This is a genomic window from Campylobacter ornithocola (assembly GCF_013201605.1).
Lineage (GTDB): Bacteria > Campylobacterota > Campylobacteria > Campylobacterales > Campylobacteraceae > Campylobacter_D > Campylobacter_D ornithocola.
Genome location: NZ_CP053848.1, coordinates 746,705 through 771,343, shown reverse-complemented (window position 1 = coordinate 771,343; position 24,639 = coordinate 746,705). Strand labels below are relative to the sequence as shown.

Genomic DNA, 24,639 nt, shown 5'->3' with positions numbered 1-24,639 from the left:
TCTTAATCCTTATTCTTTTCTAATGAAGCAATCACAGCATGCGCAGCAACAGCAACACCTGTTACACAAAGCACACCTATACCAATTTTATCCGAAATGTTATCTGCACCTAAACCATAAACCGTATCAAACAATCTCCCTGCCATAACTTCTTCAAAAGGTCCCATAGTATCCCAAAAATCAGGCTCAGAACAACCTATACAACCATGTCCAGCTTGTACTGGCCATGAAGTATGTTGATTAAATCTTTCTTTTGAGCAGTTATTGAAAGTATAAGGTCCTTTACAACCTACCTTATAAAGACAATATCCTTTTTTTGCTCCCTCATCACCAAATTGTTGTACAAACTCACCTGCATCAAAACGTCCTCTTCTTTCGCAAAGATCATGAATTCTTAACGCATAAGCCCATTTTGGTCTATTATAAGCATCAAGTGCTGGTAGTGTTTGATAAAGTATATAGTGAATCACATTACCTATAATATTTTTTTCACTCGGAGGACAACCTGGTACATTAATAACTGTTTTATTAGTAACTTTACTTAAACCTACTGAATTACTTGGATTAGGTCTTGCAGCTTGTATACCACCAAAAGCTGAACAGGTTCCTATAGCAAAAATAGCCAAAGCATTATCACAAGCTTGCTGTGCTATTTGCTTACCTGTTTTTCCATGTGGTCCTATGGTTAAAAAGTGTTCTGTATTACCTGTTGGTATACCACCTTCTACCATTAAAATATATCTACCTTTGTATTTTTCCATAGCAGCTTCAAGATTATGCTCAGCTTGCCAACCCGCAGCATTCATTATAGTTTCGTGATACTCCAAAGAAATATGATCAAAAATCAAACTATCAATAGTAGGAGCATCGGTTCTTAATAAACTCTCAGAACATCCTGTACATTCAGCCATATGAAGCCAAATCACCGGAAGCCTATCACTCAATTCAGCAGCTCTTGCAACTACTGGAGTAAAGCTAGCAGGCAATGCTAAAAATGCAGTCATTGCACTAGCCCATTTCATAAAATCTCTTCTTGAAAAACCTGATTGCTCTAAGGCTTTAGAAATAGAAATCTCGTTTTTCAAAAGAGGAAGTTTTTCTAATGCGTCTAAACGGCGATTAAAAATATCTAAATCACTCATTTGTTGTTCCTTAAATATAGAAATATCATTAAAGATTTTAAAACATTTATTGTTAAGAATAGATAAAAAACAATAAATTTTTAAACAAATATACGAAGTATTTACAATTTAATGTTAATAAGAGAATTTTACTCTAAAATAAGCAAGTATTAAAACTTGCTTATTGTTTAATAATGACAATTTCATCATTTTTAGAATCTATAACAATCTCATCATTTTCATTTAATTCATCTGATAATATCATATCGCTTAATTTATCTTCTACCATGTCATACAAGGCCCTTTTTAATGGTCTTGCACCAAAATCTACATCAAAACCAACTTTTGCAATTAAACCAGCGGCACTATCACTTAACATAGCTTTAATACCTCTATTTTCAAGGCTTTTTTGCAAAGTGTTAAAAAGCAATTTAACTATTTTTTCAGCTTCACTCTCCCCTAAAGGATTAAAAGTTATGATATCATCTAAACGATTCAAAAATTCAGGTTTAAAAAAGCTTCTAAGAGCTTCTTTAATAGCTTTTTCTCTTTCTTCACCACTTAATTCCATAATAAAGTTTGCACCAATGTTAGAAGTTAAAATAATAATAGTGTTAGTAAAATCAACCGTTACACCTTTACTATCTGTAGCTCTACCATCATCTAAAATTCCCAAAAGTATATTAAATACATCTTTATGTGCTTTTTCTACTTCATCAAACAAAATCACACTATAAGGCTTTCTTCTAACAGCTTCAGTTAACTCTCCACCCTCTTCATGTCCTATATATCCTGGAGGTGCTCCTAAAAGCCTTGACACGCTGTGTTTTTCCATAAATTCGCTCATATCAAAACGCACCATAGCTTTTTCATCATCAAATAAAAATTTAGCCAAAGCTTTAGCACTTTCTGTTTTACCTACTCCAGTTGGCCCTAAAAACAAAAAGCTTCCTATAGGCTTACCTGCTTGATTAAGCCCTGCTTTATTACGCTTAATAGCTTTAGCTAAAGCACTCAAAGCCTCATCTTGTCCTATAACACTTTCTTGTAAATGCTCTTGAATGTGTAAATATTTTTGTTTTTCAGAAGTGAGCATTTTTTGCACACTAATTCCCGTCCATTTACTTAAAATTCCAGCCACCAAATCCTCATCTACTTGGTTTTTAAGCAAAACTCCTTCTAGTGTCATTTGTTTCCATTTTTCTTCTAAATTTGAAACTTCTTTTTCACACTCTAAAATTTTACCATATTCTATTTCAGCAGCTTTTTGAAAATCTCCTTTATTTTTAGCCAAAATGGCTTCATTTTTTAAAGTATCGATTTCTTTTTTCTTTGCACTTATGCCATTAAATACTGCTTTTTCATTTTCAAATTTAGCATTAAGTTTGATTTGCTCTTCTTTTAAATTTGCTAATTCTTTTTTAATCTCTTCTAATCTTTTTTCATTAGTTTCATTTTCTTCCATTTTTAAAGCTTCATTTTCTACTTCTAAGCTTTCAATTTGTTTTCTAACCTTTCTTAAAGAATTTGGCTCACTTTCTATTTGCATTTTTAATTCTGCTGCAGCCTCATCAATTAAATCAATTGCTTTATCAGGTAAAAATCTATTAGCTATATAACGCTTAGATAGCTTTGCAGCTGCCACCAATGCACTATCGTTAATAGTTACATTATGATGAATTTCTAATTTTTCTTTTATACCTCTAAGCATTGCTAAAGCTTCATTTACACTAGGTTCAGCTACATTTACAGGTTGAAATCTTCTTTGTAAAGCTGCATCTTTTTCAAAGTATTTTCTATATTCTTTTAAAGTTGTAGCACCTATTGTATGAAGCTCACCCCTAGCTAAAGCAGGTTTTAAGATATTTGCCGCATCCATACTTCCTTCGTTTGCACCTGCTCCTACTATAGTATGAATTTCATCGATAAATAAAATTATATTTTTATGTTTTATTACTTCATTAACAACAGCTTTCAATCTATCTTCAAATTCACCTCTATATTTAGCTCCAGCTATTAAAGCACTCATATCTAAAGCTATAACTTTTTTATTTTGTAAAGAAGTGGGAACATCTTTTTTTACTATCCTTTGTGCTAAGGCTTCTACTACAGCAGTTTTTCCTACCCCTGGCTCGCCTAATAAAATAGGATTATTTTTAGTTTTTCTGATTAAAATTTGCATTAATCTTTGAATTTCTTCTTCCCTGCCTATGACAGGATCAAGTTCATTGTTTTTAGCTTTCATAGTCAAATCAATACCAAATTTAGACAAAGAATCAAGCGTTTCATCGCTTGTTTTGGTTTCAATTTTAGCTCCAGCTCTAATGAATTCTAATTCTTTTTTAAACTCGTTTAAGTCTACAAATTTAGATAAAATACCTTTTATGGGATCATTAGCACTTTCTGAAATAAGCCACACATCTACAGCTAAATAATTATCCTTATTTTCTAAAGCTAAACCTCTTGCCTTTTCTAAAGAATTTATAAATTCATTTGAAAATTTGATATTGTCTTTATTTACATTTGAGCTAGTAGGAAAAGATGAAATTTTACTTTTAACTTCTAGCTCAAATGCCTCTTTAGAAACATTTAATTTATTAAAAACTTGATTTAGCAAACTTGAACTATCAACACTTAAAGCCCATAATAAATGCAGAGGCTTTATTTCATTATTCTTAGAATGAATAGCTAAAGAAATTGCACTTTCTATATTCACAAGCATAGAATCTGTTAAAAAATCTTGAATATTTGCCATTTTTATCTCCTTTTTATTTTATATTGATAATATTATATAACTTTAGTCTATTATTGTCAAGTTTATTTAGTTATATTTATAAATATTTTCTTATATATACACACTAATACCATAAAATATTTACTTTATTTACGATTTTTTAAGCAAAAATAACTAAAATTAGATAATTATTTTATGAATTCATATTTATTTTGGAGTTTTTCCTTTGAAGACAAAAAGAAATCTTATTATCGCAGCTAGCATTTGTAGCTTAGTAACTGCTTCTTTTATTTTTACTAATTTACAAGCTAAAAATCCAGCCCCTAGTGAAGCAGAAAAAAAAATAGAAGCTCTATCTAAACTCACAAGAACCATGTCTATCATAGAACAATACTATGTTGATGATGTTAATTATACAGATTTAGTTGATAAGTCCATAGCAGGTTTACTAACAAATTTAGATGCTCATTCTTCTTTTTTAGATGAGAAGGGTTATAAAGAACTTAAAGAACAAACTAATGGAGAATTTGGTGGACTTGGCTTTACTATTACGCAAAAAGATGGAGCAATTAGTGTAGTAGCTCCAATAGAAGGAAGTCCAGCAGATAAAGCAGGTATTAAAACTGATGATATTATTTTAAGAATTAATAATGAATCAACCTTAGGTATGACTTTAAATGAAGCTGTTTCTAAAATGCGTGGAGAACCAAAGACAAAAGTCACTTTAACTATTTATAGAAAAGGTAATACTAAGCCATTTGATGTAAATTTAAAAAGAGATATTATAAAAGTAGATAGTGTTTATACAAAATTAATCGAAAATGAAAATTTACTTTATTTAAGAGTAACAAATTTTGATAAAAATGTTGTAGATGAGGCTAGCAAAGCAATTAAAAAACATTCTAATGTAAAAGGAATTATACTAGACCTTAGAACTAATCCTGGTGGTATTTTAAATCAAGCTGTTGGATTAGTAAATCTTTTTGTAGATAAAGGCGTAATCGTTTCGCAAAAAGGAAAAATAGAAAGTGAAAATGTGGAATTTAAAGCAAATCCTAGCAAAAAAATTACTAATGCACCTTTAGTAGTACTTGTAAATGGTGGTAGTGCTAGTGCAAGTGAGATTGTAAGTGGAGCTTTACAAGATTTCAAACGTGCTATTATCATAGGAGAAAAAACCTTTGGAAAGGGCAGTGTACAACTTATACTACCTATGGATGAAAAAGGCAAAGAAGGCTTAAGACTTACTATAGCAAAATATTATTTACCAAGTGGTAGAACCATACAAGCTGTTGGTGTTAGTCCTGATATAGAAGTATTCCCAGGAAAAGTAAGTAAAGAAGAAAATCATGGTTTTGAAATCAAAGAAAGCGATTTAAAAAAACACTTACAAGCTGAACTAGATAAAATAGGACATCAAGAAAATAAAAAAGATAATAAAGAAGATAAAAATATTATTACTAAAGAACAAATTGATAATGATATACAGCTAAAAACTGCGATAGATGCAATCAAAATTTTAAACATTACAAAAGGAGAGTAAAATGGCAACAAAATTAGATCTTTTATACGAAGGAAAAGGCAAAAAAATGTTTAAAACTGATGATGAGAATTTACTCATCACAGAATTTAAAGATGATCTAACTGCTTTTAATGCAGAAAAAAAAGGTAATGAAGCAGGAAAAGGTGCACTAAATTGTAAAATTAGTACTGAAATTTTTCATCTTTTAGAAAAAGAAGGTATTAAAACTCATTTAGTAGAAACTATTAACGATAAAGAGCAGATTGTTAAAAAGTGTAATATCATTCCTATTGAAGTTATTACTAGAAATGTAGCTACTGGTTCTTTAACAAAAAGATTAGGCATCAAAGAAGGCACAATTTTACCTTTTGCAATAGTCGAGTTTTGCTATAAAAACGATGAATTGGGCGATCCTATTATTAATGATGAGCATTGTTTGATTTTAAATCTAGTAAAAAGTGAAAAAGATTTAGAATTAATCAAAAACACTGCAAGACATATTAATTCTATCTTAGTTAAATTTTTTGAATCCAAAGGCTTAAGATTGATCGATTTTAAATTGGAATTTGGCATTGATAGTGAAGGAAACATGATCTTAGCTGATGAAATTAGTCCTGATAGTTGTAGATTTTGGGATAGCAAAACCAATGAAAAATTAGATAAAGATCGTTTTAGACAAGATCTAGGTAATGTAAAAATGGCCTATGAAGAAGTTTTAAAAAGAATTTTAAGCTAGGAAAAATAATGAAAGTAACTGTAAATATCACACTAAAAAATGGGGTTTTAGATCCTCAGGGCAAAGCCATAGAAAAGGCTTTGCATTCTTTAGATTTTAACAACATAGCAAATGTTAAAACCTCAAAGCAAATTAGTTTTGATATAGCTTGCAAAGACAAAGAAGAGGCTTTAAAACAAGTTGATTTAATGTGCAAAGAATTGCTTGCAAATATTGTTATAGAAGATTATGAGATAATATTATGAAGGTAGCTATTATTCGTTTTCCTGGAACTAATTGTGAATTTGACACAGCTTATGCATTTGAAAAATTAGGCGTAAAAGCTGAAATTATTTGGCATGAAAGACAAGATTTTAATGCAGATTTAATTGTTCTGCCAGGAGGGTTTTCCTATGGAGATTATTTAAGATGTGCAGCTATTGCAAAACTTGCTCCTGCTATGAAAACACTCAAGGAACATGTGCAAAAAGGCGGATATGTTCTGGGTATATGTAATGGTTTTCAGATTTTATTAGAACTTGGACTTTTAAAAGGAGCTATGAAGCACAATAATAGCTTAAGTTTTATTTCCAAAATGCAGCCATTAAAAGTAGTTTCAAATAATAATGTTTTTTTAAAAAATTTCCAAAAAAATGATGTTATAGAACTACCTATTGCTCATGGAGAAGGAAATTATTTTAATAGTGAAGATGGTATTAAAATGTTAGAAGATAAAGATATGATCTTATTAAGATATATCGACAATCCAAATGGCTCTTTAAATGACATAGCCGGAATTTGTGATGAAAATAAAAAGATTTTTGGACTTATGCCACATCCTGAAAGAATGTGTGATAATATACTTGGCTCAAAAATAGGACTCAAAATGTTTGAAGGATTTTTAAATTGTTAAAAACTTTCAAAGTTTTTTGTATTTTTTTACTAACTTTTAGCTTATATGCTCAAGAAAATAGTGTTTTTGAAGATTATAATACTTTAGAAAAAAATTATAATTTATTAGATGATCAAGCAAAACAAATTTATCAAACCATTGCTCCAAGTGATGAGGGTAATTATGAAAGCAAAATCAATGATGAAAATTTTATTCCTCAAGGTTCTTTGGTACTAAATACAAAAGAATACACAGATGAGATTTATATAGATGAAGCTTTTACTATAGATCTTGAAGTTATCACTACAACCAATGTGAGTTTTGATTTAAATGTGAGTTTTGAAAAAAATGATGATATGCTTTGGATTAATCCTAATCCTATTTGGGAACAAAAAGCAAATTCGTATCATACAAAATTATGGTTTGAAGCTAAAAGCTTAAATGCTAATTTAGATAAAATCATCGTATCACTAAGCAGAAATGATCGTATTTTTCAAAGTTCATCACTAATCATAAAACCAATCAAACTTAAAAAAATCGATGCCCCATCTAATAAATATTCACACATAGTCGCTAGTAATTTAGAAGTCAAACAAATTAAAGCAAGTCGTTTTGATAATGATAACATGATTTTATTTATAGAGCTTGTAGGCGAAAATACAAACTTAGCAAGTTTTAATATAAAAGACATTCAAAAACAAGGTGTAGAAGCTATTAAAGGTGATTTTGAAAAACAAAGTGGATTTTATTATGCTATATTAGATAAAAGTAAAACACACTTTGATTTTTCTTATTTTAACTCTAATTCTAAGGAGTTAAAAAACTTTTCTTTAAAAATAGAACTTAAAGAAGATAGTATAAGCACACAAAGTGATTTAAATCCAAAAACTAATGATTTTAACTTTTATAAACAAGTATTTTTGTGGAGTTTATGTGGTATTTTTGCCTTGTTGTTTATATTTAAAAAAAGCTATGTAGCCTTAGGTTTAGCAATTTTAGCTCTAATAGCAAGCTTTTTAGCACAAAATAGTATATACAAAGCAGTGTTAAAGGCTGAAAGTAAGGTGCAAATTTTACCGACTTTAAACTCAACTCATTTTTATTCTGGAAAATACAAACAAGAAGTAGAAGTGCTAGATTCAAGAGATGAATATAGAAAAATTTTATTTAATAATGGAAAAATAGGCTGGGTAAAAGGTGAAGATTTATCAAAAATTTAAAGCTTTGGTGTTTTGGATAGAATTTATTTTATCTATTATATTTTTATGTATTGCTTTTTTAATATTAAAATCACAAGAAAAAATTTGGAAAATCAGAAAAGCATGGTCTAAGCTACAAAAATATGTAATAAATTATAAAATTCAAACTCAAGGTTCTATACACCCTCAAACAAATTTGCTCTTAATCAATCATCAAAGCTTGTTAGATATAGTTGTTTTAGAAGATTTATGTCCAAAGAATATATCTTGGATAGCCAAAAAAGAATTAGGCGAACTCCCTATTTTTAAAACTTTGATTAAAAAACCTAAAATTATATGTATAGATAGAAGTCCAAAAGGCTTAGTAAAGCTTTTAAAAGAAGCTAAAGAAAGATTAAAAGAAGATAGAATATTGGCTATTTTTCCAGAAGGTACAAGATCTAAAACTCAGAAACTTTTAAAATTTAAAGTCGGAGCTAAAATTTTAAGTGAAAAACTTAATTTAAAAGTTCAACCTGTGGTAATTGTTGATTCAGCTAAAATTTTAGATACACAAAACTTTAGTGCAAATAGTGGTGTTTTAAAAGTGGTGTTTCTTGATCTTGTTGATACAAGTAAAGATGATTGGCTTGAACAAACTAGAGAAAAAATGCAAGCAATCTTAGATAGTGAAAGGTCTCAAGCTTGATTAGCATGATTTTAGCTGTAGGTTTTGGAGGTTTTTTAGGGGCAGTAACTAGAATGCTTACAAGTGGTTTTTTCAATAAAATCATTCCGCATGATTTTCCCTATGGTACTTTACTTGTTAATATCATAGGCTCATTTTTAATGGGTTTATTTTTCTCTTACGCAAATTCCAAAGGTGTGCATATTTTAACCAAAAGTTTAATTAGCACGGGTTTTTTAGGTGCTTTTACAACATTTTCAACTTTTTCTTATGAAAATTTGCTATTTTTACAAAGTGGTAATTATTTTCACTTTTTTCTAAATATTATTTTGAATGTTATCCTTTGTCTTTTGGCAGTATGGATTGGTTTTTTAATTTTTAAATAAAGGAGATATAAATGCAATTTCAAACTGAAGTTAATCAACTTTTACAACTTATGATTCATTCGTTGTATTCAAACAAAGAAATTTTTTTAAGAGAGCTTATTTCTAATGCAAGTGATGCTCTTGATAAACTTAGCTATTTAAGCGTAAGTGATGATGCTTATAAAAATTTAAAATTTGAGCCAAAAATTCAAATCAATTTCAACCAAGAAACAAAAACCTTGACCATAAGTGATAATGGTATAGGTATGAATAAAGAAGATTTAATCAATCATCTTGGAACTATTGCCAAAAGTGGCACAAAAAGCTTTTTAGAAAACTTAAGCGGAGATGCTAAAAAAGATTCTCAACTTATAGGACAATTTGGCGTAGGCTTTTACTCTGCTTTTATGGTGGCTTCTAAAATAGAAGTTTTAAGTAAAAAGGCCTTAGATGATAAAGCGTATCTTTGGACTTCTGATGCAAGTGGTTATGAGATAGAAAATGCAAACAAAGATGAGCAAGGCACTTGTATAACTTTACATTTAAAAGATGAAGAGTTTTTAAATTCATACCGTATTGAAAGTATAGTAGAAAAATACTCAAATCACATACAATTTCCTATTTTCATGGAAAAAGAAGAATATTTACCATTAGAAGAAGGTGAGAAAGAGCCTAAAAAAGAATTAAAAAATACTCAAATTAATACAGCAAGTGCCTTGTGGAGACAAAATAAAGCAAGTTTAAAAGAACAAGATTATGAGAGATTTTATGAGCAAAATTTCCATGATTCAAATAAACCTATGCTTTATATCCATACAAAAGCTGAAGGTTCTATAGAGTATAATTCTTTATTTTTTATACCTGCACAAGCTCCATTTGACCTATATAGAGTAGATTATAAAAGTGGTTTGAAACTTTATGTAAAACGTGTATTTATTAGTGATGACGATAAAGAATTATTACCAACTTATTTAAGATTTGTGCGCGGTATTATCGATGTAGAAGATTTACCACTTAATGTAAGTCGTGAAATTTTACAAGAAAATAAAATTTTAAAAAGCGTTCAAGAAGCAAGTGTTAAAAAAATCCTAGCTGAGCTTAAAAAATTCAAAGAAAAAGATAAAGAAAATTATCTTAAATTCCATGAAAATTTTGGGAAAGTTTTAAAAGAAGGCTTGTATGGTTTTGGTGAAAACAAAGATACTATTGCTAAGCTTTTATATTTTAAAAACTCAAATAAAGAAGAATTAATCGACCTTGAAGAATACAAACAAAACCTAGCTGAAGGGCAAAATGAAATTTTTTATATTAGTGGAAAAAATGAAAAACTTTTAAGAAATTCTCCACTTCTTGAAAGTTATAAACAAAAAAATATCAATATTTTATTGCTTGATGAGGAAATTGATACCATAGTTATGCCTATGATGAATGAATTTGAAGGCTTAAAATTTAGTGCTATTAATCATCTAACTAGCGAAGAAACCAGTGAAGAACAAAAGGCTGAATTTGCAAGCTTACTCATCAAAATAAAAGAAGTTTTAAAAGACGAAGTTGAAGAGGTAAAACTTAGCCAAAGACTTTCAAATAGTCCAAGTTGTATTGTTTATGATCAAAACAAACCTGATTTTGCTATGCAACAAATTCTTAAACAAATGGGTCAAGAACAACAAGTTAAACCTATACTTGAAATCAATCCTAATCATGAAATTTTAAAAGCCTTAAAAGAAAATGATACTTTAGCTAATGAAATGGCACATATTCTTTTAAATATGGCTAAACTCAGCGAAGGAATGGGCATAGATAATCCTAACGAGTTTAACAGCGCTTTAAGTAAAATCGTCTCCAAGGCTTTAGAAAAATGAAAAATATAGCTATTTCTAAAGATATTTTACACGAGTTTTGCATTATAGATGTAAGAACCCCGAGCGAATGGAGAAACGGGGTTATAAAAGAAGCTTTACTCATTGCACTTTGTGATGATAATGGCTTTATGAATGAAAACTTTATTCAAGAGTTTAAAGAAAAAGTAGATTATCAAAATAAAAATATAGCTTTTGTATGTGCTACAGGCTCAAGAAGTAAACATACTGCTATGATGGTGGAAGATGCACTAGGTATAGAATGTACTAATTTAGATGGTGGCATGGTAGCACTTTTATCACAAGGTTATGAAACTATAAAAAAGGAGAACTAATTATGAAAAAATTATTTTTATCTTTAGCACTTTGTGCTAACTTTGCTTTATCAGAAGTGATAAATGTTGATATCAATGCTGATATTTTAGAAAATTACCAAATAATAGATGTTAGAAAACCTAGTGAATGGGCCCAAACTGGCACAATAAAAAATGCTATAAAAATTAGCTTTTATAATGAAGATGGTAGCTTGAATGAAAATTTCGTCGAAGAAGTTAAAAAAATTTCAAGTAAAAAACCTCTTGCTATAGTTTGCAGAAGTGGCTCAAGAAGCACCAAAGCTTCTACTTTGCTAGATCAAAATGGTATAGAAGTTACTAATTTAAAAGGTGGTATGAATGCACTTTTATCACAAGGCTATAAAACCACAAAGTAAGTCTAATTAGACTTACTTTTTCTTTGGTCTAAATACAGAAATTACCTCTTCATTGTTTTCAATATAAGCCCCACCTATTAAATCTATACAATAAGGAATAGCAGGAAATATAGGCTCAATGCACTCTCTTATAGCTTTTGGATTACCCGGTAAATTGATAATTAGTGATTTTCCTTTTATGCCTGCACTTTGTCTTGAGAGTATGGCTGTTGGTACATATTCTAAACTTTTAGCACGCATTAACTCCCCAAAACCTGGAAGCATTTTATCGCATACTGCTTGCGTTGCCTCTGGTGTTACATCGCGTAAAGCAGGTCCTGTACCTCCTGTTGTAAAAATCAAATCACATTTTACTTCATCTACTAAGTAAGATAATTTTTCTATAATTAAATCATACTCATCAGGAATCAATTCATAATAAAAACTTTTTTCATTTTTTATATAAGAATCTAAAATTTTTTCTATCTCAACACCAGATTTATCTTCATAAACTCCACTGCTTGCTCTATCTGAAAGTACTAAAATTCCTATTTTTATCATTTTTACTCCATTATGATTTTTTCTACATCTTGCATTTCTATTTTCTCATTTTCTAAAAGGATGTTAGCTAATCTTACCACTTTCTCTTTCATTAATTCTAAAAATTCTTTTACTTCTCGCCTTTGCTCTTGCAATAAACCCTCATTTGCCATAGCAAAAGTTTCCATAAAAGTGAGTAGTTCTTTAACCTTCAAAAGATCGCTTTGTGCATTAGTATAACTTTCATTAAAAATAAGCTCCATAGCCACAGAACCTGATAAAAACACCTTTATTTTGTTTAATAATTCTGATTTTGACTTAATAGTGTTTTCATACTCTTTAAATCTATCTTCTATTAGAGTGATTTTTTCAAATTTAACATCAAAATAAAAGGCACACAAGGCTTTAGCTGCTTGATATGTGGCTTGAATTTTTCTTTCTTTATCACTAAGCGAAAAAATCTTTTTTTTACCTATCAAAACTTTATTAAGTACTGCAAAAAAATCATTTTCTTCTATTAAATCTGATTTTCTTCTTATGGCATTAATCGCTGCTTCATTGACTAAAGTTTCCAAGGCTGCTCCGCTAAAACCCACGCTAGATTTTGCAATTTTCTCTAAATTTACATTAAATTTTTTCTCTTTCATATAATTTTGCAAAATATACATTCTATCTTTAAAATCAGGTAATGATATAAAAATTCTCCTATCAAAGCGACCTGATCTTAATAGTGCATTATCCATAAGATCGATTTTATTTGTAGCAGCCATTACTACAACTCCACTATTATCTTCAAATCCATCCATTTGAGTTAAAAGTTGATTTAGGGTATTATCTCTTTCTACGTTAGAAAAATCTCCCCTACTTTTACCAACTGCATCTATTTCATCTATAAAAATGATACTTGGAGCTTTTGATTTAGCTTTTAAAAAAAGCTCTCTAACCCTTTTTGCGCCCATACCTACATAAATTTCCACAAAACTAGCCCCACTTTGATAAAAAAATGGTACCCCAGCCTCACCTGCTACTGCTTTTGCTATTAAAGTTTTCCCTACTCCGGGAGGGCCTACTAACAAAACTCCTTTTGGCATTTTTACACCAAAATCTTTATATTTTTGAGGATTTTTTAAAAAATCAACAATTTCCAAAAGCTCCACCTTGGCCTCATCAACTCCTGCTATATCTTTAAATTTAATATTACTAACAACATCTTGTATGGTGTTATTTTGTTCATTTTTTTCTAGGATATTTTTTTCTAAAGAGAGCAAATTTTGCCTATCTTTATTTTTTTTATTAAGAAAAAGCAAAAAGCTTATAAGAAAAGCAAGTAAAATGAATATTAAAAAAAATTCGCTTAAATTATAATCTTTAGCATATTCTAAAGGAACTTTTTGCCATAAAGCATTTAAGTCTACTACATCTTTGGCAATTAAAAAATTTCCATCTTTACTTTTTAGCAATATTTCGTTATTCTCTACTATAGCTTTTTGGATTAAATTTTGTTCTAAAAGCTCTTCGTAAGCTGCTTTGCTAATATAATCAGGTTGATTTTTTATAAACGCAACTACTACAAAAACACAAAGAAGTAAAAATGAAGCTAAAATAATCTTTTTATTTTTCATACTCTAACCTTGTATAGTTGCAATCTTCTTTACATTCATACTTTTTAACATTTATCCATTGTTTAGTAATATCTTCTTTGCTTGTAATTTTGATTTTATTAAAAAACTGATCATAACCTTCATAAAAACCATCTTTTTTACTTTCAACCAAAATTTCTAAAATACATTTTTGTTTTTTTCTAAACTCATAATTATTCTGCACAACAATATCTTTTAAAATATTTAATCTTTCCTTAGCTATTTCACCATTAATACGCTCACTCATAGAAGCAGAATGTGTTCCATCGCGTGGTGAAAAAATGAAAGCGTGAATATGTGTGAGTTTAAAATGCTTGAAATTATCCAAAGCTTCTTGCCATATTAATTCACTTTCTCCAGGGTGCGCTACGATAAAATCAGTTCCTAATGCAAAGCCTTTTTGACTTAACTCATTAAACAAAGCTAAATCATTTTGTGTATGTGATCTTCTACGCATTATACGTAACATTTTTTCATGAGTGTGTTGCAATGCAATATGCAAATGTTTTTCAAGCCAAGGTTCACCTAAAATTTCTTTAAAACTTACATCAATTTGTGCAGGCTCTAAACTTCCAAGTCTTACTCTTTTTATACCATTAACCTTGCCTATTTCTTGTAATAATTTTCCAAGTGTAGTCTTATCTTTTAAACCATAACTTCCTATATTCGTACCCGTTAAAACTATCTCACTATAGCCATTTTGAGCTAAAAGTTTGACTTGCTTTATTATCTCTTTACTTGGTACGCTTCTTGATTTACCTCTAACACTTGGAATTATACAATAACTACAAGCAAAATCACATCCTTCTTGAATTTTTACAAAAGCTTTAGTGTGATTTTCATAATTACTCACGATTTTTGTATCAATAAAATTTAAATTACCTATTTCATAAAATGTCTTATCTTGTGAAATGAGTTCGTTGATTTTATCTTTATTAGATGCCCCTAAAACTCCAAAAATTTCCTTTTTATCAAAAAAATCTTTTCCCTTACTCACAGCCCCACATCCTGTAAGTATAATTTTAGTTCCATTTTTTCTTGCACTATTAATATAAGTCCTAAGCCCACTATCAGCACCATTTGTTACCGTACAAGAATTAACTACTATTACATCAGCTTCTTGTTCGTTTTGGACAATTTCATGATCTTTAATATATGTTTTTAATAGCTGTGTATCATAAATATTTGTTCTACAACCAAAAGTTTTAAAATATACTTTTTTTTTCAAATATCTTCCTTATCTTCTATAAATTTATGCTTTGCCATGTATAGATTTTGCGATGGATAAGCTATTTTTATATCATCATATTTATTAAATTCGTTAATAATTTCTTTACTTATATTACTTCTTAAAACCAAAGCTGCATAAGAATTTGTCATATACCAAACAGAAATTCTTATACCATAACCTTCTAAAAATGTAAAAAGTCTCGGTTCAACCTTAGGATTTCTAATGCTATATTCATTTCTTAATTTATTCATAGATTCTTTTGCAATTTTTGTGTAACCTTTAGAAGCCTTTACAACTATCTCCTCTACAATCTCTAAAGCTTTTTGATGATTAGAATCAAATGTTAAAGTGATATCAAGCCCATCCCAAATAGTTTTCATACCATGATGAGTATAATTTGATATAAGATTAGTAAAAATGAAATTATTTGGTATAAAGATTATTCTACCTGCTCTACGATTATCAGTATAGGTTAATAATGAAATATCTTCATATAATGTTATTCTTAAAAATGAAATATCAATAATATCACCTATATAATGTGTGTTATTTTGAAAAACTTTCACTCTATCACCCACTCTAAAACTTCCACCAAAAACTATCACACACCAACCAAGCATAGACATAAACATATCTTTCATAGCAATAGCCAAACCAGCAGAAGCAAAACCAAGCACAGTAACCAAATAACTAATATTTTCTATATATCCAAAAAGCAAGATCAAAACAATTACATTAATATTGATAAAATTGATAATTTTATTTGCTGTATAAAAACGATCATTATCACCTATATATTTTCTTGCTATAAATTTGAGCAAAAATGCCATAGCTATCACAATAATAATAGCCAAAACTATATTAAAAGCTCTTACACCTTGAATTTTTATCGAAGCGGTAGTTCTGTCTATCTCTTCTTGAATTTTTTTCTCATATACAGAATATGAAATTTCTCCAAAACGTAAAGTTTGTGTAAAATCTTTAACCATTTGATTGGAATTTTTCAAATGTTCATTATGCTCTTTTGTTGGATCTAGTTTAGCGATTTCTGCAATTAAAATATTTTCTTTTTCAAGTTCTTGTAGTGTTTGTTTAAAGCTATTTAGAAGATTTATATATTCTTCTTTATCACGTCTTATTTTTTTTATATGTGAATAAGCAGAAACAATAGCCAATGGATTGGTAATTTTTTCCATTTTTTCTACTTCTTCAGGAGCTAAAACCATTTTAGTAAAATTAGTGCTTTTATACTCACTTAAAAGCCCTAATCTTTCTTTTAAAATTAAAATTTGTCTCTCTATGATATTTTTATTACGCTCATTAGCTTTTAAACTTTCTTTCTCCAAAGATAAGATTTCATCTTGAGTTTTTTTATAAATATTAAAATTATTATATTTAACCACCCAAGTATTATAAGATAAACTATTATGCAATTCATCTAATTTTTGATCTAAATGTTGTATATTTTCCTGTGCTAATAATATAGAAAAAAACAAAAATAAAATTAAAAATATTTTTTTCATACAAAAACCTTTAAAGCTTGCATAATATTTTCTTTGGAAATATCATTTTTTATACAAGCTTTTCCTAAACCGCAAGCTAAAATGAAATTTATTTTTTGATAATGTGTTTTTTTATCTAAAAAAAATGCATTATAAAATTCTTCAATATTTGGAATTTTATAAGATATAGGTAGTTTAAATTTTATAAGTAAATTTTGCACTCTTTTACATTCTTGCTCACTTAATAAACCAAAATTTAGCGCTAAAGTATTTGCCATATTCATACCTATAGCCACAGCCTCACCATGTAAGTATTTTTTATATCCTGTTTGATTTTCTATAACATGAGCAAAAGTGTGACCATAATTTAAAAGCATTCTCAAACCATTTTCTTTTTCATCTTGCGATACAATATTAGCTTTAAGCTCTATACTTTTTTGAATGATTTGAGCCAAAGTAGCATCATCTAAATTCGCATTTAAGAATTTATCCTCATCTAAATTTTCCAAAAAAGACAAAATTTTTACATCAAAAACTACAGCCATTTTGATAAATTCAGCCATACCAGCAGCCAACTCTCTTGAAGCTAGTGTTTTTAAAAACTCACTTTGACAATACACTGCTTTTGGCTGATAAAAAGTACCTATTAAGTTTTTCCCAAATTTATTATTTACTCCGGTTTTACCACCTACACTTGCATCTACACAAGCTAATAAAGTCGTAGGGATATTAATAAATTCTATCCCTCTTTGATATATACTTGCTACAAAACCACCCATATCAGAGATCACACCGCCACCAAAGCTTATAAGCAAACTTTTTCTATCAAGTTTATAGCTACACATTTGATTTAAGATATATTCTATAGTTTGTAAATTTTTATACTCTTCGCCATCTTTAATTTTTACAACAAAAAGCTCTTTGGCATGAATTTTTCTTAAAAGCACATCTAAATGTAATTTTGCAACTAATTCATTGGTTAAAATAACCACTTTGGTATTAAAATTTAACTTTTCTAACTCATTTATATAAACATTATAGCTTGTATTTTTATCTAAACTTACCTTAACTTTCATTACTTTCTCACAATGATGGTATAAATAACTGATAATTTTTATTCATCTTATAATATATCGTATTTAAGTCTGTTTTTAAAATTTTATTGAAATTATTTCCTAGAATTTTCTCATTAAATGGTACAAAATGCAATATATTTTGCTTATAAGAAAATTTATTGATAGGATTATGTTCTTTTTCTTCTATTAAGAGTAACTTTTCATCATGAAGTTTTGAAAGACTTTCAAAGTATTGATGATATTCAAAAATTTCTGCCTTGTTTAATTTTAAAGCATAGTAATACAAAGCAAGACTTAGTTGAATTTGTTTATTAAGATCAAGCATAATAGAAGCAATACCCTCTACATCTTCAAAATTTGAACTTAAAACCACTGAAGATTTTAAATCAGCAAAATCTCCTTTACCAGCTTTTAATACCGGTATTTTTAAAGTAAAAAGAAAATTTTTTTCTTTTTCAAAAAGATAATCTTCTACCACCATTAAACCTATGCTGGTATTTTCCACGAAAGACTTAATGTTTCTTATATTAGTACTTTTATAGTCAAATATTACTTCAGTACTATTTTTATACAAAGCTTTAAGTTTGTAATACATAGGAGTTAAGGTGGGATTAATCACTTTAAAATAAAGCTTTTTACTATTGATTCTTATATGTAAAAGTAAACTTGCAAAAATGAGTTTTTCTATAGCAAACTCACTCATTTTCTTCATATCTATAATACAAAGTATGTTATCTCCAAAAGGTGATGGAAAACGGCCAAGACTTGTTTTGATGTTTGTAAAAACACTTTGCAAAACCTTAGGATCACCTACGATTAAAATACTATCATTTGGCATTAAAATAAGCCCAGGTCTTGCTAGAATAAATTCATTATTCCTATAAACCATTACAATTTTGAAGCGTTTTTGGCTAATAGAGCTTATATGTCTATAAGCAAAGCTTGACCCTGCAGGAATTCTAACCTCCATTATCTCACCTTGCCCAAGCCCTATAAATTGAGCAGTTGATGGCATATTATCCAAACATCCTGCTAATCTTGTGTTTAAAGTATCATAAATATTAATTACTTCGCAAAAATTATCATCAATTTGCGTATTCCACAAATCCATAATAACTATATTTAATCTTGGGTGTAATTTTCTTAAGTTTTTATAGCAAGCTAACATATCATTTTCTTCTTGCATATAAATAATAGCTTGATGGAAATTTTCCTTTAGCAAATTTTCTAACTTAACTAAACTCGTAGGATCAAACTTATAAAAAGAGATTTGTTCATTTGCTAAGCTTAAATCCACGCTCTCATCATTATAATAAACAACACTCAAAGATTCTTTGAAGGTTTTATTGTTATGAATTTTCTTTAAAAAATCTTTCGCATAAACTCCATCAGCTAATAATAAAATTTTATTCATTTATACCTCTAAAATACAAAATATAATTATAGCAAAGTTATAGTTTATATTTTAAAGTTTTAAATTTCAAAAATACACCCCACCACTTAAATATAATTTCATTCTATGATCATCATCGTATTTATACTGATGTAATGCTCTTGCTGCATCAAGTTTTATATAATATGCATTATTCTTATTATAAAGTATTTGTAAACCCACTGCATCTAAAAAATGCTCATCTGCTAATCTACTTCCTGAGTCTTTTTCATACCAAGCATAACCTATATCATAAAAAGGTGTAAAATAAAAATTCGTATTTGGTATATTTATTCTTATACCAAAGTTAGCTACTATGGTATTATCTCCATCACCTTCTCCATTATCATAAGCTCTTACTCCATAAGCTCCACCTAAAGATGAACTTTCAGAAGAATCTAGTTCAAAATTCCCTAATACCTTTTGATAGTTTATATTTAAAGTATGAGTAATGTATTCATTAATACTATAATAATTATTCAAACTAGCATTGAGTTTTCTAAACCAACCAAAGCCATTACCATCACTTTTAGATGTATCTCCAAATATAGTAGTGCCATCATCATTAACTTTACCTATACTTATCTTAGCACTATAACTTAGGGTATTATTTTCAAAGCCTCTAAATAAACCTTCTAAACCCATACTACCTACATTAGAATGTTTATCTATACTATAATCATCAAATATATTTGAAAAAGGTTCATCTTTTAATATCTTATGATAAATACTAGAAGTAAAGTATAAAGATGAATTTGTATTTATCCATACAGGATAAGAAAAGTCTATACCAAAATTTCTAGAAGTACCACTAAAGCCAACTTCTTTATAATCTCCACCTAAAGAATAAGATCCTTGAGAAATACTTGGAGTAATTTTTAAATTTCCTAAAAAGAAAGTATAACTAGCTCCATAGTTGATTTGTTTTTCATCACTTGATTGTAAGTAAAAATTATAATAATCTCCCATATTTAATATAGAATTAAATCCCATACTAATACCAGCTCTATATTCTCCTGCACTCTTAATACCATAATTATCACTATATAATAATACATTAGCCTTAGTATCAGGTTCTACTTCTATAAGTATATCAGTTTCTCCTACATTCTCTCCTGCTTGTAAACCTGCTAGGGTATTTAGTCCATACATTTCATTGACTTTATACACACTATCTTCTATTAATTTAGTAGAGATGATTTTACCTTTGATTTTTTCATTAAGCTTACTTTCTATGAAGTGATCTTTTATAGTAGTTTTATTTTTTATTATATATTTGCCTAATACTCCTAAAGAAATATTAATTTGAATATTTTTTCCATCAAATTCTTGTTGAGGAATATAAGCTGTTGCTGCAGGATAGCCATTAACTTGAAAATAATAAGCAATGATATTAGATATATCTTGTAAATCTTGCAAGCTAAATCTTTTAGCATTAAACTCACTCACTAAGCTTTGTAAATCTTCTTCTTTAATACCTAGCTTTTTAAAGCTAGTGTTTTTATTAGTAAGAACAAAGTGATATTTAATCATAGGCTTTGTAGTGGAGTTAGTAGAATTATTTATATTGCTTGTATTAGTGGTTTGATTGTTTGAGTTAGTGTTAGTTGTATTATTAGCTGTGTTGGTATTATTTTCTTTACTAGTATTGTTAGTTTTTTCATTAGTAGTAGTATTTATATTAGTATTGTTTTCTTTATCGGTTGTGTTGTCGGTATTATCTTTTGCACTAGTATTAACTTCTTTATTTGAGTTAATAGTGTTATTAGTTTTTTTATTAGTATTATCATTAGTAGAACTAGTATTAGTTAAATTAGTTTGATTATTACTAGCTTCCTCTTCTTGTCTTAGTTTTTCTTTTAATTGTTCTTTTTTTTCTTCTAAAACCTTTTTAGCTTCTTGGGCTTTTTCATAATCATCTTTGGTTTTTAGATTTTCTTTTATGGCTTTGTTTTGAGGGAGGTTTTTATCAGGGGATAATTCTATAACCTTTTCTATATCATTTTTAGCTATGATAATAGAACCTTCATTATTATTAGCATAGACTAAAGAACTAATTGCTATAGTAGTAAATAAGAGTTTTTTCATAATGGTTTTTCCTTAATTTTTTATTTTTATTTATTTTTTTCTTAATTTGGCTTTTATATTTGTATAGATTAATCACAATATTGTTTAATGCAAGTATTTATTCATACTCATTATTATTGCTAGGATAGTTATATCCTAGCAAAGTGTTTATAATCCTCCAACCACACAAGGATTCATAGTTTTATAATTATCACTTACTATGCAGGTTTTACCTTTTTGATTCATAGAAGCTTCTTCTATTTCTTCTTGTTCTTCCTCTTCTTCTAAGCTATTATTACCTATTAGATTAAGTGAAGCAGTTTGTTCGAAGGTTAGATCTGTTGCGGGAAGTTCTGGTCTGTTTGGATCATCTATACTTCCACCATCTCCAGTTATTTCTTTTAAGTCAGGATTTGTATTTAATATAGCATTAGCAAAGGCACCTTTGATAGTAAAATGACCATTAGAATCAGTATTTGTTTTTCCTTGCCATTTTTCTAATAGCATTTGATTATTAGAAATACTATTAGCTAGAATTTGACTTTCACTCATTAAAGAATTTAATTTATTTTCTAAGGTTTTAAATTCTTGATCATTTTTACTTGCTAAACCTTTATTGATTAATTCTACATAAGCATTATAAGCTTTAACAACACTATCAAGTTCTTTTTGTTTGGTTAGTAGTTGTTTTAGAGAATTATTAGAGTGTTCTACTAAAGGTTTTAACTTTTCATTGATAAAAGCTAAAAGTTCTGCTTTATTGTTTTTAAATTCCTCATACTTAGAATAAGCTGTTTTATAATCATTATGGAATTTTTCCAATATATCTTTCATACCTTCTTGACCATATAAAGCTTCTAAGAAAGATATACTTTGAATGATACTTTCATTTAGGCCATGAATTTTATCAAGATCTTTTATATCTACCCAGTAATTTCCTGCAAATATTTCATCAAGCCATTGGTTTAAATCTTCTTTGCTAATTACATCATCACTACCTAAAACAACATCAGGATTACTTGGATTAGTAGGATCTGTTGGATTAGATGGTGGTGTTATATTAGGTTTTTCTATAGTATTTGCCTTAGATAAAAAGTCTTTATAAACACTTTCTTGAGTATTATCATTATAGGTGTGAATGTTTATTTTATCTGAAACATAACCATTTTTATTAAAATCATTCCAGTAAGCTTGATCGGCAGTTGCGTTGGTTAAATCGTTTTCATGGTGGTAGATGTGGATGTTGTTAAAAGTATATTCAACATCACTAAACCTATTAGCACCTCCAAAGAATTTTCCATAATTATCATTACCATTATTAAATTTTATATTGACATAGACATTCTTAAAATGCGATTGACCTTTACTAATATACCCAGCAAAACCACCTACATCTGAATAACTTTCACGATTATAACTATTACTACCACTACCACTAATATTTCCTATATTATTTAAAGAGATATTTGAAAAAATATAATATCCGCTAAAAAATCCGATAAAACCACCTGTATGATTAAAACCATAACCACTATCATAGATATTACTATTGCCAATAATATTTTTTATACCATCTAAGGAAATATTTGAATAAATAACCTCCATTATACTAGAGGTTTGACCAACAAAACCACCTATAGATGTATAACTTTCACGACTATAACTACTACCACTAATATTTCCTATATTATTTAAAGAGATATTTGAATATAAAAATTGTTCTTCTAGCACCTCTGCTTCTCCTACAAAACCACCCACTTGACTACCAGAAACTGCATATTTATAAGTGCTTTTAGTAATACCACTAATATTTCCTATGTTATTTAAAGAGATATTTGAATAACTTCCTTTCCCCGTTATAACTCCAGCAAACCCTCCTGTTGAATTATCAATATTACCATTATCAACACTATGATTGCTATTGATATTTCGAATATTGTTTAAAGAAATATTCGAAAATATTCCATTATCTATTGCTCCAGCAAACCCTCCTGTTGCATTAAAAGAATGAGCGTAGTTACCATTATTGTTAATATTTTTTATATTTTTTAAAAAAATATTTTCAAAATTGCCATTATTTACAAAACCAACAAAACCGCCTACATAATCACTATTTTTTACCAAAATCCCACCATCCATATAATCAACATTAATATTTTTAAAAGCAACCCCTTCAACTTTACCAAATATACCTACATACTTTGGCTTATTATCTAAGTTTGTTGTATCTATATTGATATTCTTAAGTGTATACCTTTGTCCATCAAAAGTTTTTGTAAAAGCATCATTGTAGCCTACTATCATATTGGTACACCCTAATCCATCTATACAATAGTTTGCATAGTTTTTTCCTTGATTTCCACCAAAATCAACATCATTAGTTAATTTATAGGTATCAAAAAAATCTCTCATTTCATTTTTATTTTCATTCCATCCCTTAGCAAAATGCCACCAATCTATATCAGAAGCTATAGTTGCATGTTTTTCAAATTTATCTTTAGTTACTAATTTTTTATCGCCTAAATTTGCTTTATCTATATTGTCATATTCTTGAGTAATAAAGTTAAGTTTACCTAGACTATTACCATAATTATAATAAGATGTAGTAGATTGCTGTAAGGCACCTTTACTATAAGCACTAGCTATAATAGAATCTGAATTAATACCATCTGCTAGTATGTAAACTTCATTTCCTACCAAATGAACCTTATTAGCCGTATTACCACTTGGTCTTTTTAAAGCATCACCACTAGTATTTGCATTATGCATACCATTGGTACTACCACCTTGTATATCTACCTTATTCCCTATAAGTAATACATTATTAGCATTAATATTACCCATATTCACTACATTACCACCCTTAGATGGTTTAAATACAGGAGAAAAAGAAGCACCTTGCTCTTTAAATTTCTCGAAATGTGTTGCTTCTAAAGACGAAGTAGAAGCCACAAAGCGATTAGCATTGATAATTCCATTTTTAGTAATGATTACTCCATTAGGGTTGATTAAAAAGACATTATTACCACTTGCATTTAATAAGCCATCTATAGTAGATTTACTTGTTCCATGAGCAATGTTTAGGTAGTTTTGTCCTTGACCTTTAAAATTTACACTTTCACCCTTATTTATACTAAAACCACCACCCCATTGGATAACATGGCTATTTTTATTTGGTGTTTTACCTGTGATATCAATAGTGTTTTTACCAGTATTTTTATCAAAGTATGGACCAGATATAGTTCCACTAGTCCCATGAGTAAATTTACCTCCACTAGGTAAAGCCATTAGTGGAGAAAAAAGCATTGATACTGTTATACCTGAGAGTATGATATGATTTGAGAGTTTATGATGTGCTTTCATGATATATCCTTATTGTTTTTATT

General features: G+C 28.6%; 20 protein-coding genes. 10 read left to right on the top strand and 10 right to left on the bottom strand.

The genetic code is table 11. The features are described 5' to 3' along the window. Nucleotides 1-2 precede the first annotated feature (2 nt). Both CORN_RS04050 and CORN_RS04045 read right to left on the bottom strand, forming a co-directional pair. Nucleotides 3-1,142 carry a hydrogenase small subunit gene (locus CORN_RS04050; protein WP_066007895.1) on the bottom strand — a complete coding sequence of 380 codons (1,140 nt, stop codon included), beginning with the start codon at nucleotides 1,140-1,142 and terminating at the stop codon, nucleotides 3-5. 160 nt (nucleotides 1,143-1,302) lie between these two features. Then, complete coding sequence (locus CORN_RS04045; protein ID WP_066007893.1) at nucleotides 1,303-3,876, bottom strand: ATP-dependent Clp protease ATP-binding subunit; 2,574 nt, start codon at nucleotides 3,874-3,876, stop codon at nucleotides 1,303-1,305. A gap of 205 nt (nucleotides 3,877-4,081) precedes the next feature. Between CORN_RS04045 and CORN_RS04040 the strand changes: the two genes are divergently transcribed. From CORN_RS04040 to CORN_RS03995, 10 genes are read left to right on the top strand one after another with little or no spacing between them, the layout of a single operon-like run. Beyond that, a complete protein-coding gene (locus tag CORN_RS04040) occupies nucleotides 4,082-5,398 on the top strand; it encodes a S41 family peptidase (protein WP_066007891.1) in 1,317 nt (438 codons plus the stop codon). 1 nt (nucleotide 5,399) lies between these two features. Further along, the gene (gene purC, locus CORN_RS04035; protein WP_066007890.1) at nucleotides 5,400-6,113 is read left to right on the top strand and encodes a phosphoribosylaminoimidazolesuccinocarboxamide synthase; all 714 of its coding nucleotides are present in this window, start codon (nucleotides 5,400-5,402) and stop codon (nucleotides 6,111-6,113) included. A gap of 8 nt (nucleotides 6,114-6,121) precedes the next feature. Further along, a complete protein-coding gene (gene purS, locus CORN_RS04030) occupies nucleotides 6,122-6,358 on the top strand; it encodes a phosphoribosylformylglycinamidine synthase subunit PurS (RefSeq protein ID WP_066007889.1) in 237 nt (78 codons plus the stop codon). Continuing rightward, nucleotides 6,355-7,005 (top strand): phosphoribosylformylglycinamidine synthase subunit PurQ, encoded by a 651-nt coding sequence (gene purQ, locus CORN_RS04025; protein ID WP_066007888.1) that lies wholly within the window; start codon nucleotides 6,355-6,357, stop codon nucleotides 7,003-7,005. The genes purS and purQ overlap by 4 nt, the downstream gene beginning before the upstream one ends. Then, the gene (locus CORN_RS04020) at nucleotides 6,999-8,204 is read left to right on the top strand and encodes an SH3 domain-containing protein (protein ID WP_094750300.1); all 1,206 of its coding nucleotides are present in this window, start codon (nucleotides 6,999-7,001) and stop codon (nucleotides 8,202-8,204) included. Before purQ ends, CORN_RS04020 begins: the two co-directional genes overlap by 7 nt. Then, nucleotides 8,182-8,871: a lysophospholipid acyltransferase family protein gene (locus CORN_RS04015; RefSeq protein WP_066007887.1), complete on the top strand. Its 690-nt coding sequence runs from the start codon at nucleotides 8,182-8,184 to the stop codon at nucleotides 8,869-8,871. The genes CORN_RS04020 and CORN_RS04015 overlap by 23 nt, the downstream gene beginning before the upstream one ends. Further along, nucleotides 8,868-9,236: a fluoride efflux transporter CrcB gene (gene crcB, locus CORN_RS04010; RefSeq protein WP_066007886.1), complete on the top strand. Its 369-nt coding sequence runs from the start codon at nucleotides 8,868-8,870 to the stop codon at nucleotides 9,234-9,236. Before CORN_RS04015 ends, crcB begins: the two co-directional genes overlap by 4 nt. Nucleotides 9,237-9,247: 11 nt before the next feature. Continuing rightward, a complete protein-coding gene (htpG, locus tag CORN_RS04005) occupies nucleotides 9,248-11,077 on the top strand; it encodes a molecular chaperone HtpG (RefSeq protein ID WP_066007884.1) in 1,830 nt (609 codons plus the stop codon). Then, nucleotides 11,074-11,409 (top strand): rhodanese-like domain-containing protein, encoded by a 336-nt coding sequence (locus tag CORN_RS04000; protein WP_066007882.1) that lies wholly within the window; start codon nucleotides 11,074-11,076, stop codon nucleotides 11,407-11,409. The genes htpG and CORN_RS04000 overlap by 4 nt, the downstream gene beginning before the upstream one ends. A 2-nt stretch (nucleotides 11,410-11,411) precedes the next feature. Beyond that, a complete protein-coding gene (locus tag CORN_RS03995; RefSeq protein ID WP_066007880.1) occupies nucleotides 11,412-11,786 on the top strand; it encodes a rhodanese-like domain-containing protein in 375 nt (124 codons plus the stop codon). A gap of 12 nt (nucleotides 11,787-11,798) precedes the next feature. Here CORN_RS03995 and mog read toward each other — a convergent pair whose 3' ends face one another. The 8 genes from mog to CORN_RS03950 form a co-directional block, all read right to left on the bottom strand. Next, a complete protein-coding gene (mog, locus tag CORN_RS03990; RefSeq protein ID WP_066007878.1) occupies nucleotides 11,799-12,326 on the bottom strand; it encodes a molybdopterin adenylyltransferase in 528 nt (175 codons plus the stop codon). A 2-nt stretch (nucleotides 12,327-12,328) separates the two neighbouring features. Next, a complete protein-coding gene (locus tag CORN_RS03985; protein WP_066007876.1) occupies nucleotides 12,329-13,927 on the bottom strand; it encodes an AAA family ATPase in 1,599 nt (532 codons plus the stop codon). After that, entirely contained in the window at nucleotides 13,917-15,173 is a 1,257-nt protein-coding gene (mtaB, locus tag CORN_RS03980; RefSeq protein ID WP_066007874.1) for a tRNA (N(6)-L-threonylcarbamoyladenosine(37)-C(2))-methylthiotransferase MtaB, read from the bottom strand. The genes CORN_RS03985 and mtaB overlap by 11 nt, the downstream gene beginning before the upstream one ends. Beyond that, a complete protein-coding gene (locus CORN_RS03975) occupies nucleotides 15,170-16,699 on the bottom strand; it encodes a mechanosensitive ion channel domain-containing protein (protein WP_066007872.1) in 1,530 nt (509 codons plus the stop codon). Before CORN_RS03975 ends, mtaB begins: the two co-directional genes overlap by 4 nt. After that, entirely contained in the window at nucleotides 16,696-17,754 is a 1,059-nt protein-coding gene (gene aroB / locus CORN_RS03970) for a 3-dehydroquinate synthase (protein ID WP_066007871.1), read from the bottom strand. The genes CORN_RS03975 and aroB overlap by 4 nt, the downstream gene beginning before the upstream one ends. A gap of 7 nt (nucleotides 17,755-17,761) precedes the next feature. Next, nucleotides 17,762-19,168 carry a COG3400 family protein gene (locus tag CORN_RS03965; RefSeq protein WP_066007870.1) on the bottom strand — a complete coding sequence of 469 codons (1,407 nt, stop codon included), beginning with the start codon at nucleotides 19,166-19,168 and terminating at the stop codon, nucleotides 17,762-17,764. 66 nt (nucleotides 19,169-19,234) lie between these two features. Beyond that, entirely contained in the window at nucleotides 19,235-21,274 is a 2,040-nt protein-coding gene (locus tag CORN_RS03960; RefSeq protein WP_246260877.1) for a ShlB/FhaC/HecB family hemolysin secretion/activation protein, read from the bottom strand. 147 nt (nucleotides 21,275-21,421) lie between these two features. Beyond that, nucleotides 21,422-24,616, bottom strand: coding sequence for a two-partner secretion domain-containing protein (locus CORN_RS03950; RefSeq protein ID WP_172663978.1), 3,195 nt, complete (start codon nucleotides 24,614-24,616; stop codon nucleotides 21,422-21,424). Nucleotides 24,617-24,639 lie beyond the last annotated feature (23 nt).

Excerpts from the sequence above, each read along its gene's own strand:
- CORN_RS04050 (WP_066007895.1), bottom strand. The coding sequence starts at position 1,142 with ATGAGTGATTTAGATATTTTTAATCGCCGTTTAGACGCATTAGAAAAA.
- CORN_RS04045 (WP_066007893.1), bottom strand. The coding sequence starts at position 3,876 with ATGGCAAATATTCAAGATTTTTTAACAGATTCTATGCTTGTGAATATA.
- purC (WP_066007890.1), top strand. The coding sequence starts at position 5,400 with ATGGCAACAAAATTAGATCTTTTATACGAAGGAAAAGGCAAAAAAATG.
- purS (WP_066007889.1), top strand. The coding sequence starts at position 6,122 with ATGAAAGTAACTGTAAATATCACACTAAAAAATGGGGTTTTAGATCCT.
- purQ (WP_066007888.1), top strand. The coding sequence starts at position 6,355 with ATGAAGGTAGCTATTATTCGTTTTCCTGGAACTAATTGTGAATTTGAC.
- htpG (WP_066007884.1), top strand. The coding sequence starts at position 9,248 with ATGCAATTTCAAACTGAAGTTAATCAACTTTTACAACTTATGATTCAT.
- CORN_RS04000 (WP_066007882.1), top strand. The coding sequence starts at position 11,074 with ATGAAAAATATAGCTATTTCTAAAGATATTTTACACGAGTTTTGCATT.
- CORN_RS03995 (WP_066007880.1), top strand. The coding sequence starts at position 11,412 with ATGAAAAAATTATTTTTATCTTTAGCACTTTGTGCTAACTTTGCTTTA.
- mog (WP_066007878.1), bottom strand. The coding sequence starts at position 12,326 with ATGATAAAAATAGGAATTTTAGTACTTTCAGATAGAGCAAGCAGTGGA.
- CORN_RS03985 (WP_066007876.1), bottom strand. The coding sequence starts at position 13,927 with ATGAAAAATAAAAAGATTATTTTAGCTTCATTTTTACTTCTTTGTGTT.
- CORN_RS03975 (WP_066007872.1), bottom strand. The coding sequence starts at position 16,699 with ATGAAAAAAATATTTTTAATTTTATTTTTGTTTTTTTCTATATTATTA.
- aroB (WP_066007871.1), bottom strand. The coding sequence starts at position 17,754 with ATGAAAGTTAAGGTAAGTTTAGATAAAAATACAAGCTATAATGTTTAT.
- CORN_RS03965 (WP_066007870.1), bottom strand. The coding sequence starts at position 19,168 with ATGAATAAAATTTTATTATTAGCTGATGGAGTTTATGCGAAAGATTTT.
- CORN_RS03960 (WP_246260877.1), bottom strand. The coding sequence starts at position 21,274 with ATGAAAAAACTCTTATTTACTACTATAGCAATTAGTTCTTTAGTCTAT.
- CORN_RS03950 (WP_172663978.1), bottom strand. The coding sequence starts at position 24,616 with ATGAAAGCACATCATAAACTCTCAAATCATATCATACTCTCAGGTATA.